General features: G+C 58.7%; 15 protein-coding genes. 12 read left to right on the top strand and 3 right to left on the bottom strand.

Features of this window, described 5'->3' with window-relative positions:
* Positions 1-319: 319 nt before the first annotated feature.
* The 5 genes from GC165_16615 to GC165_16635 all read left to right on the top strand — a co-directional run bounded on the left by GC165_16615 (position 320) and on the right by GC165_16635 (position 2,522).
* Positions 320-1,099 (top strand): SDR family oxidoreductase, encoded by a 780-nt coding sequence (locus GC165_16615; protein ID MBI1334492.1) that lies wholly within the window; start codon positions 320-322, stop codon positions 1,097-1,099.
* A gap of 239 nt (positions 1,100-1,338) precedes the next feature.
* Positions 1,339-1,620: a hypothetical protein gene (locus GC165_16620; GenBank protein MBI1334493.1), complete on the top strand. Its 282-nt coding sequence runs from the start codon at positions 1,339-1,341 to the stop codon at positions 1,618-1,620.
* On the top strand, positions 1,613-1,963 hold the full coding sequence (locus tag GC165_16625) for a hypothetical protein (protein MBI1334494.1): 351 nt from the start codon (positions 1,613-1,615) through the stop codon (positions 1,961-1,963). Before GC165_16620 ends, GC165_16625 begins: the two co-directional genes overlap by 8 nt.
* A 19-nt stretch (positions 1,964-1,982) precedes the next feature.
* A complete protein-coding gene (locus tag GC165_16630) occupies positions 1,983-2,177 on the top strand; it encodes a hypothetical protein (protein ID MBI1334495.1) in 195 nt (64 codons plus the stop codon).
* A gap of 111 nt (positions 2,178-2,288) precedes the next feature.
* On the top strand, positions 2,289-2,522 hold the full coding sequence (locus GC165_16635) for a hypothetical protein (GenBank protein MBI1334496.1): 234 nt from the start codon (positions 2,289-2,291) through the stop codon (positions 2,520-2,522).
* Here the strand turns inward: GC165_16635 and GC165_16640 are convergent.
* Positions 2,519-3,397: a tetratricopeptide repeat protein gene (locus GC165_16640; protein ID MBI1334497.1), complete on the bottom strand. Its 879-nt coding sequence runs from the start codon at positions 3,395-3,397 to the stop codon at positions 2,519-2,521. The two genes, GC165_16635 and GC165_16640, sit on opposite strands and share 4 nt — an antisense overlap.
* On the opposite strand from GC165_16640, the gene GC165_16645 reads away from it, so the two are divergent.
* Positions 3,345-4,061 (top strand): alpha/beta fold hydrolase, encoded by a 717-nt coding sequence (locus GC165_16645; protein ID MBI1334498.1) that lies wholly within the window; start codon positions 3,345-3,347, stop codon positions 4,059-4,061. The two genes, GC165_16640 and GC165_16645, sit on opposite strands and share 53 nt — an antisense overlap.
* A gap of 241 nt (positions 4,062-4,302) precedes the next feature.
* On the opposite strand, the gene GC165_16650 is transcribed toward GC165_16645, so the two are convergent.
* A complete protein-coding gene (locus GC165_16650) occupies positions 4,303-4,860 on the bottom strand; it encodes a tetratricopeptide repeat protein (protein ID MBI1334499.1) in 558 nt (185 codons plus the stop codon).
* A gap of 295 nt (positions 4,861-5,155) precedes the next feature.
* Between GC165_16650 and htpX the strand changes: the two genes are divergently transcribed.
* Positions 5,156-6,025 (top strand): protease HtpX, encoded by an 870-nt coding sequence (htpX, locus tag GC165_16655; GenBank protein ID MBI1334500.1) that lies wholly within the window; start codon positions 5,156-5,158, stop codon positions 6,023-6,025.
* A gap of 96 nt (positions 6,026-6,121) precedes the next feature.
* Positions 6,122-6,784 (top strand): hypothetical protein, encoded by a 663-nt coding sequence (locus tag GC165_16660; protein MBI1334501.1) that lies wholly within the window; start codon positions 6,122-6,124, stop codon positions 6,782-6,784.
* A 196-nt stretch (positions 6,785-6,980) separates the two neighbouring features.
* Here GC165_16660 and GC165_16665 read toward each other — a convergent pair whose 3' ends face one another.
* Positions 6,981-7,931, bottom strand: coding sequence for a hypothetical protein (locus tag GC165_16665; protein ID MBI1334502.1), 951 nt, complete (start codon positions 7,929-7,931; stop codon positions 6,981-6,983).
* Between GC165_16665 and GC165_16670 the strand changes: the two genes are divergently transcribed.
* The 4 genes from GC165_16670 (at position 7,677) to GC165_16685 (ending at position 12,758) form a co-directional block, all read left to right on the top strand.
* Complete coding sequence (locus GC165_16670) at positions 7,677-8,906, top strand: phosphotransferase (GenBank protein MBI1334503.1); 1,230 nt, start codon at positions 7,677-7,679, stop codon at positions 8,904-8,906. The two genes, GC165_16665 and GC165_16670, sit on opposite strands and share 255 nt — an antisense overlap.
* Positions 8,907-9,767: 861 nt before the next feature.
* Positions 9,768-10,172 (top strand): GntR family transcriptional regulator, encoded by a 405-nt coding sequence (locus tag GC165_16675; GenBank protein ID MBI1334504.1) that lies wholly within the window; start codon positions 9,768-9,770, stop codon positions 10,170-10,172.
* Complete coding sequence (locus GC165_16680) at positions 10,165-11,049, top strand: ATP-binding cassette domain-containing protein (protein MBI1334505.1); 885 nt, start codon at positions 10,165-10,167, stop codon at positions 11,047-11,049. Before GC165_16675 ends, GC165_16680 begins: the two co-directional genes overlap by 8 nt.
* On the top strand, positions 11,046-12,758 hold the full coding sequence (locus tag GC165_16685; protein ID MBI1334506.1) for a hypothetical protein: 1,713 nt from the start codon (positions 11,046-11,048) through the stop codon (positions 12,756-12,758). Before GC165_16680 ends, GC165_16685 begins: the two co-directional genes overlap by 4 nt.

The following is a 12,758-nucleotide window of genomic DNA, read 5'->3' on the forward strand; positions in this document are numbered from 1 at the left end:
AGCGGGGTCCCAGACCATAGCCTGGGGTGCTTGCACCCCAGGAAATCCAAGTCAACAGCCAAAGTCCGAGGAGTTCCGAGTATCGGGACGACCCAAATATCCCTCCCTAAGTTCTCCGCGGGTAATTTGGATCAGTTTCTCCTGACTCGTGTCAGGAGACCGAAGGTGAAAATCCGCTAAGCCAACCTTATAGATTTGAGGCTTTTTGGGGGCACAGGCGTCCCGCCTGTGGGCATCTAAAACACTTCAAGCTTCGATAGAAGGTTGACCCAAAGAGTCCCAGTCCTATGCGCCGCCACAATGAAGTACCCTTCCAACTATGGATTTAGGACTCGCCGGAAAGGTCGCCCTGGTGGCCGCCGGTAGCAAAGGCATCGGCTTTGCTACCGCCAAAATGCTTGCCCAAGAAGGCTGTCGCGTCTCAATCTGCGGACGCACCCAAGACTCCCTCGACAACGCCATTTCCGAAATCGGAAACGGATCGATCGGCATCGTCTGCGACGTCTCAAACCCCAACCAAGTTGATCATTGGATAAAAGAATCCACGACGAAACTTGGACCAATCGATATCCTCGTCACCAACACCGGTGGACCTCCGGCCGGGTCTTGGCAGATCATGACCGACGACCAATGGCAGTCCGGTTTTGACTCCACGCTGATGAATGTCGTCCGTATGGTCCGAGGCGTCGCCGCCGACATGCAGCAGCGCGGTTGGGGCCGCATCGTCCACAACACTTCCCTCGTCGCCAAAGAACCAAACGCCCTTCTCCCCATCTCCTCCACCCTCCGCGCCGGTCTCATGGCCCTCACCCGCCTCCAGGCTCTCGAACTCGCCCCACACGGCATCACCGTCAACAGCGTCCTGCCCGGCCATACGCTTACCGACCGCCAAATCCACCTCGCCGAGGTCCGAAGCCAGCGCGACGGCATCTCCCCCCGAGAAGCCCTCGATAAGCAAGCCCAAGAAGTCCCAATGAAGCGCCTCGGCACTCCCGAAGAAATCGCCGCCGCCATCGTCTTCCTCTGCTCCCAACCCGCCGCCTATATCACCGGCACCAACCTTCTGGTCGATGGGGGCCTCACGAAAGGCTTAGCTTGAGCCGATAAGTATGATATACTCATTTCATACTCATGATCAAACGTCAGAACTTCAATGTCGATCCCGATCAAGAAGCGCTCTTAGAGTCGGCCAGGGTCTTCCTGAAGGCCCCGACGATCAAAGACGCGGTTCTCCGCGCGGCCGGAATCGTCAATTCGATCGGGCGCGAGCTGGAGTCTGGTAAGCAACTGATGGTGGTCGACTCCAACGGCCAAGCCTCGCGAATTCTCATTCCCGAAATGGAAGCGGGCGGCTCAGCTTGGACCTACCTTTGCCTCCGCCCTCATCCTTGGCGCAGACAGCTCTCCATCAAAGGCACGAAGCTTCTGGCCTCGACGGTGTGGCAGGACATGACAGCCAATGGTCTCACTCCCGAGCAAGTTGCCGAGGACCTCGATTTGCCGCTTCCAGCTATTCTCGAAGCAACTCGATACTGCGAAGCAAACAACGACCTGATCCGAATGGAAGCCGCGGAAGAAAGAAACCGCTTGGCCGACGCAGGGCTCAAGCTCGGTGCTTAGGCTTCTTCTCGACGAGGACAGCAAATCGAAGACACTCGTAAGGCTCCTAACCGAAGCGGGCCACGATGTCGCGACTACCGCTGACCTGAATCTCGATGGCCAACCAGACCACGAGGTCCTCAAGGCAAGCGTGTCCGAAAATCGAGTGCTTTTGACGCGCAATTGTGGCGATTTCCTTGAACTTCACCAGCAAGATTCAAGTCATCCAGGAGTCCTGTTGGTCTTCCAAGACCCTCGATCTCCAATGAGTTTCGGCGACATCGCTCGCTCCATCGCCAATCTGGAGGCCGCCAACTGCCCTCTCGCTGAACAATGTCACGTCCTCAACGCATGGCAGTTCTGAGGTGGTGTAGAATGGCGCTATGTCATTGGTCGGACTCATCGCCTCGACAATCCTGCTTCGTCAGGATCCTCAGGTGGTCGACCACGGAGCCGCTTGGATCGGCAAAACCGCCAAAAGCGTCGTCGTCAAAGACGAGGACGGCAAGGACGTCGATCTATCCAAGCAATTCGGAAAAAGGCCGGTCGTGCTGGTCTTTTACCGTGGCGTGTGGTGACCCTATTGCCATCGCCAGCTCGGTGAGCTTGGCAAGTTAGAGAAGGATTTCAAAGCAAATCAGGCGATCATCTACGCCATTTCGAACGAACCCGCCGACAAACTCAAGAAGATGCGCGAGTCCGAAAAACTCGGTTCGCAATTCGTCTTCCTGTCGGACCCCGACGCAAAACTAGCCGAACTGTACGCTGGCAAGTACCCGCAAGGCTTCCTTCGCCCCGCGACCATCGTCGTCGGCAAGAAGGGCATCGTCACCTTCGCCACGTCTCTGGACGATTACAAGGTGAGACCCGCCGCCGACAAGGTGCTGTCCATCGTCAAAGAATTCGGAAAGAAGGGCAGCTAGGCGCTGCTCTGCCGCACATCGGCGATCGCTTCCCACGCCTCTCGGTAGTCGGGATCGATCGCCAATGCCCGCTCAAAGGCCTCGATCGCTTCGGCGCCTCGCCCCAACTGAACCAAAAGCGTGCCCACTCCATAGTGCGTCGTCTCGATCGTCGGATCGACCTCCGCCGCCCGCTGGTAAGCCTCCAATGCCAGCTTCGGCTCCTTCAGGGCCACATAACAGTTACCCAGCGTCCGCAACGCCACCAAGTTAGCCGAATCCAAAGCCAGCGACCGCAAAAACGCCTCTGCGCACTCCCAGTACCGGTGCATCTCCCAAAGCACCTGACCGAGATGAAAAACGGCATCGACGTCGCCTGGGTCGGCCAAACTCGCCGCCTCAAAATCTCGCCTTGCCGCCTTCAAATCGCCATCTTTATAGGCCAACAGACCGCGTCCAACCAGGACCGACGGAGCCGAGGCATCCAGTCCAGAGGCCCGTTCCAAGTACGGCTTAGCCCCTTCGAAATTGCCGAGATAGCACAGCGACTTTGCCATTCCCGCCCACGCCGCCGTGCACGATTCATCGAGCGAAGACGCCTCGCCGTACTCCCGCGCCGCGTCTCGATACCGCTCCAATCGCAGGTACCCATCCGCCAAATCCAGCCGCGCCTCTAGGTCGCCAGGATTCTCCTTGACCCGCGTCATCGCCTCGCGAACAACCGCCTCGTAGTCAACCGTCGGCGGCAGTCCCGAGAGCGAAACCGCGTCCACCTTGCGAGAAAAGGGATTTCGCCAGCGTGCCACTTCCCTATGATGCCACGCCGCCCCGTACAATAGGCATATGCTCGCCGCCATCGCCGCCCTTTCCCTCGCCGCCAAAGGCACGGTCGTCATGATCCACGGTGCCGGCGGAGGTGGGTGGGAGTACGACAAGTGGCGTCCCGTCTTCGAAAAGGCCGGTTGGACCGTCGTCAATCGCGACCTCGTGCCCGTTGGTGGTAAGTACGAAAACACGAAGTTCAACGACTACGTCCGCCAGGTTCTGACGTGGACTCCCAAGCACGGCAAAATCGTCTACATCGGAGCCAGCATGGGCGGCATCCTCGCCCTCAAAGCCAACGAAAAGCATCCTGCCAGTGCCGTCGTCCTCGTGAACAGCGTCGGCCCGAAAGGCATCGGCCCCAAAACCGATCGCAAGCCCAACCCACCCCTCGTCGTCTGGAAGGATGGCCCCCTCAAAGACACCGAAGACGCCATGCCTGACAGCGATCGCGAGACGATCCTTTGGGCCTGGAAGCGCTGGCGAAACGAATCCGGCGCGGTCATGAACCAGATTCATGCAGGCATTCCCGCCCGAAGACCCAAGTGCCCCGTCCTCGTCGTCCTCGGCGCAAACGATACTGACGTCCCCCATGCGACCGGCCTCGCCCTCGCCAAATGGTCCTCTGCCGATGTCAAAACTTACGAAAACATGAGCCACGTCGGCCCCCTCATGAGCACCCGCGCCGAAGGAGTCGCCTCCTTTGTCGAAAGCTGGGTGAACCAGAAAACCAACTGAATTAGGGCAAGCGCGCCAAATGGGAATCTTCGACCGAAAAAGCCCTGAAGGGGCGTGATATCTTAGCCCAGGTTGGAGTCCCGAAGGGACGCAGGCCTGGGTAACAATCCGAGCCAGCAAAAGTCCGAGGAGCAAAGTCGAAGACTCCGCTGAGCGAAGCGAAGGAAATGGAGCAAAGCGGAATCGGGGCGACCCGGGCGAAGCCCTGCCGTAGGCTCGACCGAAGGAAGACGATAGTCGCTCACGCCGCATAAACGGCAAGCTCTAACTCGGCCAAACCCGCCAACGCCCGCCGATGGTCCGGCTTCAACTGCAGGACCGCCCGAAAATCGGCTTCGGCATCGTCATACCGATGGATCTTCATCAAAGCCGAAGCCTTGCTGCACAAAATCAGCGTGTGGTTCGGATACGAAAACAGCGCTCGCCGATACGCCGTCACTGCCTTCGCATATTCGCCCATCTGCGTATAGGTGTTCCCCATCACAAAATTCGTAAAGGCATCCGTCGGATCAATCTGCAGAATCCGCTGATAACAGAAAAGCTCTCGGTCCACCTCCCCCCGCAACCCAAAAACCGTCGCCAGCCCATGAAAAGCTGCAACGTTTTCGGGAGAATTGCGAAGCGCTTCGGAAAACGCCTGTTCGGCGTCCTCGAAGCGCATCGCATGGCATAATGCCCACGCCAATCCCATCAAAAGGTCCACGTCCGCCGGGTTCTTCACCCGAGCCCGTCGATACACATCAACGGCCTCCTCGTACCGGCAACGCGAATAATATGAAGCGGCCTTCAGTTTCAACATGCGTGAGGCTGCGACTTCCTCATTCGAAACTTTTGGACGAGCCTGGTCGGCCTTGCGTAATCCGAAGAGCGACTCCAACAATTGGAGAGGCGACTTCCAGAAAACATTTGTAGGCCAACTCAAGCTCACGAGGGGGATATTCCGCGAACCAATCCGATCTGGGTCGGGAAACCGCCCTATGTAAGTCAAATAAGCCACAAATCAGCCCCTTGGCACGAATTTCGCTTGGCACCTTTGTCGCCGTTTCGGGGTTGATTAGGGATAGGCCGAATCCCATTCGGCGTACAAATAACCAATGAAACGAATCGCACTGTTTCTCGCCACGAACCTGATGGTCATGGCCATGGTCGCCATCGTCTTCTCGGTGTTCGGGCTGGACGGCGTCTTCTCGCAGCGCGGTCTTAACCTAACGTCGCTCCTCGTCCTGTCGCTGGTCATCGGCTTCGGCGGCTCCATCGTCAGCCTCCTGATGTCGCGCACCATGGCAAAGTGGATGATGAAGATCGAGCTCGTCACCCCGCAGTCCGGCGGTGGATACGGCCAAATCGCCAACGACGTCTACGCTCTCGCCCGAGCCGCGAACCTCAAAGCTATGCCCGAGGTCGGCATCTACGACAGCCCAGAGATGAATGCGTTCGCAACCGGCCCCAGCCAGAGCAAGTCCCTGGTCGCCGTCTCGACTGGTCTCCTGGCCCAGATGCCTCGCGACCAGGTCCAAGCCGTCATCGCCCACGAGATTTCGCACATCAAGAACGGCGACATGGTCACGATGACCCTGATTCAAGGCGTGGTCAACACCTTCGCCGTCTTCCTGGCCCGGATCGTCGCCTACATCGCATCGAACTTCGTCGACTCTCGCCTGGCCGGCCTGGTCTACTTCCTCGTGTCGATTGTCTGCCAAATCCTATTCACGATCCTCGGCTCGCTCATCACCTTCGCGTTCTCCCGAGCCCGCGAGTACCGAGCTGACGCCGGGGCCGCCGAATTGGTCGGCAAAGCGGGCATGATCGGCGCGCTCCAAACGCTCCAACACGGCTTCGAGCCACTGGATGCCCCGAACGGTCTTCAGACCGCAAAAATCGCCGATGGCAAGTCGAGATTCAGCCTCTTCGACTCCCACCCTCCGCTCGCAAAGCGGATTGCCGCCCTCCAGCAAAGAGCCTAAATTCAGTCCCCTCCAACGAGGGGACTTTTCTTGTCTGACGGCCCAGCGGGACCTATTGCCAGACACATCGGTAGGTGATAAAACGTAACTACCGTTATGAAGAGAATCTTTCTGTTCAACGAGACGGTCGTACCGATCACGGACTTCGATATCCGCGTCACGATCGTCGCGCTTCAGGCGGTTCGAGGGCTCATCATCGAGCGCTGCGGTTGGCCGGATCATCTCGATCTCGATCAGAAAATGCTCTCTCGATTCCTCGATCTGCCGATCGTCCCCACCTTCCTCGGCCCCGACGACGACTTCGTGCCGTTCGAAAACCGTTACCAGTCCAGGCTCAAGGAGTTGACCGGCTTCCCGTCCCACTCCAAGGACTTCCACTCGCGAGGAAAGACCTTCCGCGACTTCGCCGAGCACCGGCTGGGAACCACGCTAGAAGGCGCCCTGTTCCACATGTTCCTCGACGCTCACCGAACCGGACGGGCCACCATCCCATCGCTCAGCGGCTCCGAGGACATCCAAGATCGTCTACAACGGCCAATCACCAAAATCGACCTCGCTGGACTCACTAAGGTGATGGAAGTAGTTCTGAATCCGCTCCTCGAAACCGGGCACGCCATCGTGCAAATGAATCCGCACATCGAGAAGGAGTTTCCGCGCATTGCATCGATCATTGACCACTCCTCGATCGGCCGCCGCTTCGGCGACGTCGTCTCCGACGCGATCTACCCACTCCCCACCCGAGATCGAGCGCCAGCCTAGATCAGACAGGATTTGAAAGTCTAAAACCTTTCTCCAAATTCTCTGAAGGAAATTTGGAGAGAGTGTCGTTCCGCTAGTCCATGCGCGGAACGACGAGAGAGGAAAATCCGCTAGGGCTTACGCAGAGTCATCAAAGCGCTCTCAAGTTCGTAGAAGTCCACTCGAGAATAGGCTGTTGCCAAAAGGAACCAACCCCCTACTGCCTCCGATCAAAATCTGGCGACACGTACGTAAAGTCCGCAATCCCTCGCGAAACCGACTCCTTTCCACTCGCCTCGATATTGATCAGCGTCAACGTATCCATCCCCGTCCGCTTCCAAATTCGCCAGTTGATCCCCTGCTTATACAGCCCGTGGCCCATGCCCGCCACGATCACGAAAACCGAATGTGGCGGCATCGCTTTCGCCGAACCATAGCGGCCCGTCACGTACTTGATCGCGGTATCCGCCATTCCCTCATCCCACAGGCACTGCGCCGCGTACATGTTCTCGCCCACCGAGCCCTGCATCGGATGCCCGCCCATCATCGCGTTAAACACCACTCGGTGGCTTGCATTGTCGGTCCGCACCGTCGGAATCTGGGACTGCTCGTCCGCCGTCAACCCCTTCAGGCCACTCTTACCGACCGACCGCACCCAGTCGCGCGGCACGTTCAACGCCACCATCGGCAAGCGGTTCTTCTTGATCACGTCGAAAATCGGCTTATAGAGTGGATACGGAAAGCCCCATTCCTTCTTCCAGTTCGAGTTCTCGATGAACTCGTCGTCCGACCACTTCCCAAGCGTCCACGCATTGATGTTCGGCTGGTTTGGCCGAGTAAACATCTCGAACCCAACCGTCACGTTCCGCCCCCGCTTCACCAATCCGTCGATCACCTTCGCCTGAATTTGGTGATGCACGGGATCGTCGTGCGACTCCCCGAGGAAAATAAACTGATAACGGTCCGAAGCCTTCAAAAAGGCGTCCAGCGAGCTCTCTTTTCCACTCGTCAGGTCGTACCAGTTGTTCGCCTCCACCGTCGCCTGACCCGCTCGCCACAGGTTCAATTTCAGCGGATCGACTTCTGCCGGAGGGGTCGCGACGACTTTCGGCGCGTGCGCCTTCTGGTTCTGCAGGGCCGAAGCCACGACGATGGAGCTGAGAAGCATGTGGTTAGGATACTCCCGCGCCGCCCCAACACCAAACCGCCGGTGCCAAAGAACTACAATACACAAGCAATGACGACGCAGGAACGCATTCAATCCGTAATCGAACGGCACATGCCCGGCGCGTCACTCGTGCGAACTTGGCCCCTGTCCGGCGGCATCTCCGCCCACATGACCGCCTTCGAGGTCGAACACCATGGTGCCAACCAAAAGCTCATTGCCCGCCAACCCAACAAGTGGTGGTTCGAACAGCGTCCGAACGCCGCACAGGTCGAATTCGATACCCTTCATTCGCTCTTTCGCATGGGTCTCCCGGTCCAAGAACCGCTCTTCGTCGAGCCGCAATCCGAAGCCGTTCCCCACCCCTTCTTCGTCATGCGCTACATCGAGGGCCGACCCGAAATCGCGCCGACCAATGTGGATTCCTACCTCCAAAAGTACGCCGACCAACTCGTCGCCATCCATCGCACACCCACCGAAAACCTCGACATCGAACCCGGTCTTGCCGAATCCCTTCCCAACCGCCAGACCTTCAACGAGGCCCTTCGCGAACCCGAAATTCGCGCCGCTCTCGTCGACCGAAAGCGTCTAGACCTCAACCCTAGCGTCTTGCGCCACGGCGACTTCTGGCCCGGCAACATCCTGTGGCGCGACGGCAGCATCGCCGCCGTCATCGATTGGGAGGAGGCCACCATTGGCAATCCCCTCGCTGACCTTGCCATCTGCCGTCTCGACCTCCTCTGGATCCTCGACTTCGACGCCGTCGACAAATTCACCCAACTCTATCTAGCCCAAATAAACCTTGCTCTCGATGACCTGCCGTGGTGGGATTTGTGGGCCAGCCTCCGCCCCGCCGCCAACCTGCCCGAATGGGCGCCCGCCTACACCGCCCTCGGTCGCCCCGACATCACCGCCGAAACCATGACCCGGGATCACCAAGCCTTCGTCACCCAAGCTCTAAAGAAACTCGATAAGTGAGCAACAGCAAAATCTCGTCCCGTCCTTTCAAAGCATTCCATCTTATGCGCGAGACGACCCCATCTGACCAGTCGAACTGCCTCTTTAGGGTTCGCGAAATCGTTGCCCCAAAGGCAACGATTCTGTGGAGAGTGGCCGGTGAGGAACGAACCGGGTGAGTCGACTGAGGAGCTTGCGAACATTCCGTTTCGAAAAGCTTAGCGAAGCCCGTTGGAGAAACCCGAAACTGCCAAGGTCCGAGTTTGAGAGCTGTGTGCAACGACTTTTCGGGGTCGATCCGGAGGATCGCAGATGCTAGCCTTCGCCACGAAGGCTTCGGCGAGCGAAAGGATGCCGGAGCGAAGACCCTTGGAGAAATCCGAAACTGCCAAAGTCCGATTTGAGAGTTCTTTGCAACGACTTTTCGGGGTCGATCCGGAGGATCGCAGATGGTAGCCAGGGCGTCGAAGCGGAGCGAAGACCCCTGGAGGGGCCCGAAATAGCCAGAGTCCGAGGAGTCCCGATAGTCGGGACGACCCCGCCAATTTGGCGGCAACAAACACTCCTCTACTCACGGACATATCGAGAAGCAATGACCTCATCGCGTTGAGTCGAACTAAAAGGACGCAAATCGAAAAGCCGAGGGCGAAGCATCCTGACGTTGCCCCCAAAACGAGGTCAGCCCAAGTCCCCTCCAAAGATTGGAGGGGTGACGCGAAGCGGCGGGGTGGATGACCTTTGTTTGACAAACCAACAACCACGATCCGAGATATCTCTCTTGAGAAAGAGGTCGGTGACCAAGGGGAACCGGGAGAGTAGAACCAAACGCAAAAAAATCCCAAAAATCCCAATAACTTATTGTATTATTCAATTAATACAATAATGCAGTTACGAATCTCCGAACAGGACGGCGTCCCGATCTACCTTCAGATCGTGAACCAGGTGAAGCTCCTCGTCGCCTCGGGCCGACTGGAGCCCGGCGAGGAACTCCCCGCCATCCGCGGCCTCGCCGAGCAACTGATGGTGAACCCCAACACCGTCGCCCGCGCTTACCGAGAACTCGAAAACGAGGGCGTAGTGACCAAAAAGCGCACCACCGGAACCTATATCTCCGAAGGCGCTCCCCGCCTCTCTCGCCCCGAGTGCATCCGCATTCTCACCGAACGCATCGACGCTCTTCTCGCCGAAGCTCGGCAAATGAACGTCCCCACCCACGAAATTTTAGACCTCGTCCGCCAACGCGACGAGATGATGAACACGCCCCAACCGGTAACGAACCATGAGTGACGCAGTAATTCAAATCGACAACCTCTCCCGCCGATTCGGCTCCAAACTGGCCCTCGACAACGTCTCGCTCACGGTTCAGCCCGGCACCGTCATGGGCTTGGTCGGAGAAAACGGCGCGGGCAAAACCACCCTCATCAAGCACGTCCTCGGACTCCTCCGCGCCCAACAGGGCTCGGTCCAGGTCTTCGGCCTCGATCCCGTCGCCTACCCGGAAAAGGTCCTCGCCCAGATCGGCTACCTTAGCGAAGAAGGCGATATCCCCCTCTGGATGAAGGTCCACGAGCTAATGCGCTACGCCAGCGCTTTCTACCCAACCTGGGACGACCAATACGCCCAAAGCTTGCTGAAGGAATTCAACCTCGACCCCGGCGCAAAGCTCGGAAAGCTCTCGAAAGGCCAGCGCTCGCGGGCCGGACTTCTCGTCGCCATGTCCTACCGGCCCCAACTGCTCGTCCTCGACGAACCCTCGTCTGGCCTCGATCCGATCGTCCGCCGCGACATCCTCGGTGCCATCATCCGCACCATCGCCGACGACGGCCGTACCGTCCTCTTTTCGTCCCACCTCCTCAGCGAAGTCGAGCGCGTTTCTGATCAAATTTCAATGGTAAAAGGTGGACGAATCGTCCTTTCCGATTCCCTCGACAGCGTGAAAGAAAAGCATCTCCGCGTCACCCTCTTGTTCGAGTCCGACCGCGATGTTGCCCCCAGCATCCCCGGCTGTTTGGCCTGGACCGGTCGCGGACGGGAGTGGTCCACCACCTTCTTCGGCGAAACCGAATTGTTCGAAGCCTCCGCCGCCGAAATCGGCGCTCAGATCGTCGACCGGTCGGGCCTCTCCCTCGATGAAATCTTCGTCGCTCGGGTCGGTGCAGCATGATCGCCCTTCGCAATATCGCCTGGACGCTGTTCTATCGTAACCGCGTCATCCTTTCCGTCACCCTCGGCTTCATCTTTGTCTTCGGCGTTCTGCTCGCCGCCGTCGGCTATCGCCACTTGCCAGAGCTCGTCATCGCCTGGGGCGTGCTCGGCTTGGGACTCGCGATCCTGGTGCTCATCGCGGTGCTGATGTACCAGGACGCCGACGTGGGAGCCAGCGGATCGCAGTTCCCGTCCCACATGTTCTCGCTTCCCCTCCGCACTCCCCAGATGGTCCTTATCCCGATGGCTCTCGGGTCGCTGACCTTGCTTACGTCCGGGCTCTTCCTCACCACGGCAACCAAGGTCGGTGGCATGAACGTCGCCATCTGGTGGCCCCCCTGCCTCGCCGTGGCCGTCCTTGCCGTCCTTCAAACCATCTTCTGGTACCCAATCGGAATCCCCTACGCCAAGTTCGTACTCACCTTGGTCTTGCTTCCCGGAATCTGCATCGCCTGCGGCTCGATGCTAACCAACGGAACCTCCGAAGCCACTATCGCGGGAAGTCTCATTGCCGTCACGGCCCTCTGCTATGCCATCACCTGCATCGGTGTTGGTCAGGCGCGTCGGGGCGACATCATCATCTGGAACCCCGACCGCCCTCGCACCGCAACCCCGGCGAAGAAACAAAAGCCCCCATTTGCCAGCCCCCAGGCCGCCCAGCGATGGTATGAATGGCGACAGCACGGCATCATCCTTCCCGCCCTCGTCCTCTTCGTCTTCATTGCGTTCTGCATTCCCCTGGCTTGGAACGACACCTTCACGCCAATCGGACTCGCCCTCGACCAGTCTAGATCGACCTTCATGATGGTTCCGACCTACATCGAGGTCTATCTGCCCGTCGCTGTTGGCCTCATCCTCATCGTGGCCGTCTTGGTGGGCTACGGCGTGCGCCGGTCAGACATGAATCGTGGTGACCGCACCTTTCACCTCTTCTTCGGCGTCCGCCCCCTCACCGACTCCGACCTGGTCGCCCAAAAGCTTTGGAGCGCTCTCAAGAGCACGCTCTGGGCGTGGGGCCTATTCTTGGCCTGCGGCGCTTACCTGCTGACGATGCCCGCCCGAACCTTCCAGATGTCCTCGCAGTTCATCGACAACACGCCGCACACCATCTTCGAGCTCCTGCTTTTGGGGCTATCGGGCGAGACCATTCGGTTCATTTGCGCCGGATTGTTCCTTCTTGCTGGACTCACGTACCGAAACTACATCGTTGGCTTTTGGGCCGAGATGAGCGACCGACTTTGGGTTCGCCACGGTTGCCCCGTCGCTCTCGGGCTCATCGCCACCAATCTCTACGTCTTTGCCCTCACCCACCCTCAAAGCGTCGACAGCCTGTCCAATATCCCCAATATCTGCGCCATCGTGTGGACCCTCGTCATCGTCAAACTCGTCCTGAGCGGGCTCCTCGCCTCGCGCCATTTCGAAAACGGTTTGCTGACATCTCGCACTATCTGGCGTTCGCTCGCCACCTACGCCGTCATCGGCGCTGTCTTCACCTGGGTCGCCTTGTTCTTCACTGCGCCGTGGCGAAACGCCTTCGTCGAGCAAAAAAGGGCATCCCCCGAAATGGCCACCGCCCTCGTGGTCGGATTAACCCTCCTCTGGATTCCGATCACGCGAGTCCTGCTGGCCATCTCGATGTTGAACCGGAACCGCCACCGCGCGAAATAA

The sequence above is a fragment of the Armatimonadota bacterium genome, from assembly GCA_016125185.1.
Classification (GTDB): Bacteria; Armatimonadota; Fimbriimonadia; order Fimbriimonadales; family Fimbriimonadaceae; genus Fimbriimonas.